Origin of the sequence: Ensifer aridi (genome assembly GCF_002078505.1) — a bacterium.
GTDB lineage: Bacteria > Pseudomonadota > Alphaproteobacteria > Rhizobiales > Rhizobiaceae > Sinorhizobium > Sinorhizobium aridi.
In genome coordinates this window covers 1-1,146 of sequence record NZ_LUAV01000012.1, presented here as the reverse complement: position 1 = coordinate 1,146, position 1,146 = coordinate 1, and the positions used below count along the sequence as shown (strand labels likewise).

The 1,146-nt window shown below is 64.6% G+C and carries 1 protein-coding gene; it reads right to left on the bottom strand.

Annotated elements, in window-relative coordinates:
- Positions 1 to 34 precede the first annotated feature (34 nt).
- The gene (locus tag AYK65_RS10115; protein ID WP_081158285.1) at positions 35 to 736 is read right to left on the bottom strand and encodes a thermonuclease family protein; all 702 of its coding nucleotides are present in this window, start codon (positions 734 to 736) and stop codon (positions 35 to 37) included.
- Between the last annotated feature and the right edge of the window lie 410 nt (positions 737 to 1,146).

The following is a 1,146-nucleotide window of genomic DNA, read 5'->3' as shown; positions in this document are numbered from 1 at the left end:
GACGCGCGGCGCTGTAGTGGATACCCAAGGTGGCTCAGCCGGAAGCGCGGCCCCCGGATTGGCCGCACCAGGAGAGACGGCTGCCGGTCCTTCTTCTGACGAGGCCCTCCGAGATCAGGGTGTCGCCCAGCGACTTGCCGTCTCTCACCACCAGTCGCGGCTTGCCGGCTTCGTCGGCGCCGATCTTCCCCTGCGATGCGACCAGCGTGAATTTGCCGGCGTTCAGGAGTTCGCGAAGGCGTGCCTTGGCATGGGAGCCACGCGAGCGCTCCTCGTCGCACTTCGCCAGCTTCGTCTCGGGCGCGTCGATATCGGCAATCAGGATCCTTTCGCCATTGAAGAGGAAGGTGTCCCCATCGATGACGCAGTTGTCGTGGCGGATGCCGCAGAAATAGAATGTGCCGTTATCGACCGGGCGCGGAGCGGTGGACTCCGGCACCTGTTCCATCGGCCGTTCGATGGGCGAGGGCACAGCCAATGCCGGTTTCCTGACGATCGACCCGGTCTGTTCCTTCGGTCTTGCGGGCGTAGCTGCGGCTTTCGGCGTCCGTGCCGGCTCGGCAAGCAGCGCCGCGATTTCCCGCCCGGCAGACAGGTCCCCGAGTTTCTCCCGGTGATCATAGGCGACGATCCCGCCGACGATCACGATTGCCGCGAGATACCAAGCCGCCATGCCGCCCCGGCTGCCCTTCCGGCTGGTGCTGCGCTTGCGTCTCCTGGAAGTTCCCTTGGCCATGCGATTCGGTCCTCGATTGCGAGGGCATTATCGGGGCGAGGAGTTTCTGAAAGGTTGTCGCACTGACCCGCCTCTGTGGGGGTTCCAAGAAGGAAGGGCGGCCTGCAGGAGCCGCCCTTCAAGAATTGCCGTTGATGTTGCTGGGTAAGCGCCCTGGCTTATCACTTTCCCAGTCTCGGCCGACCTCTAGCCCGAGCGCCGCCCTGGAGCAGAATGCACAGGAAAGCTGCCGCTTTCCTAGTGCCGCCCACCGGGACCGATCACGCCGACGCGGCCCTCAACTGTCGCTGTCACTCTTCTTGGAGTTGCCAGGTTCAATGGCCGTTGCCACTGCGGCGGCCATTGTTGCTTACTTACCGCCGCCTTTGCGTTAGCCGTCACCGTCGCCACCGTCGCCACCGTCGCCACCG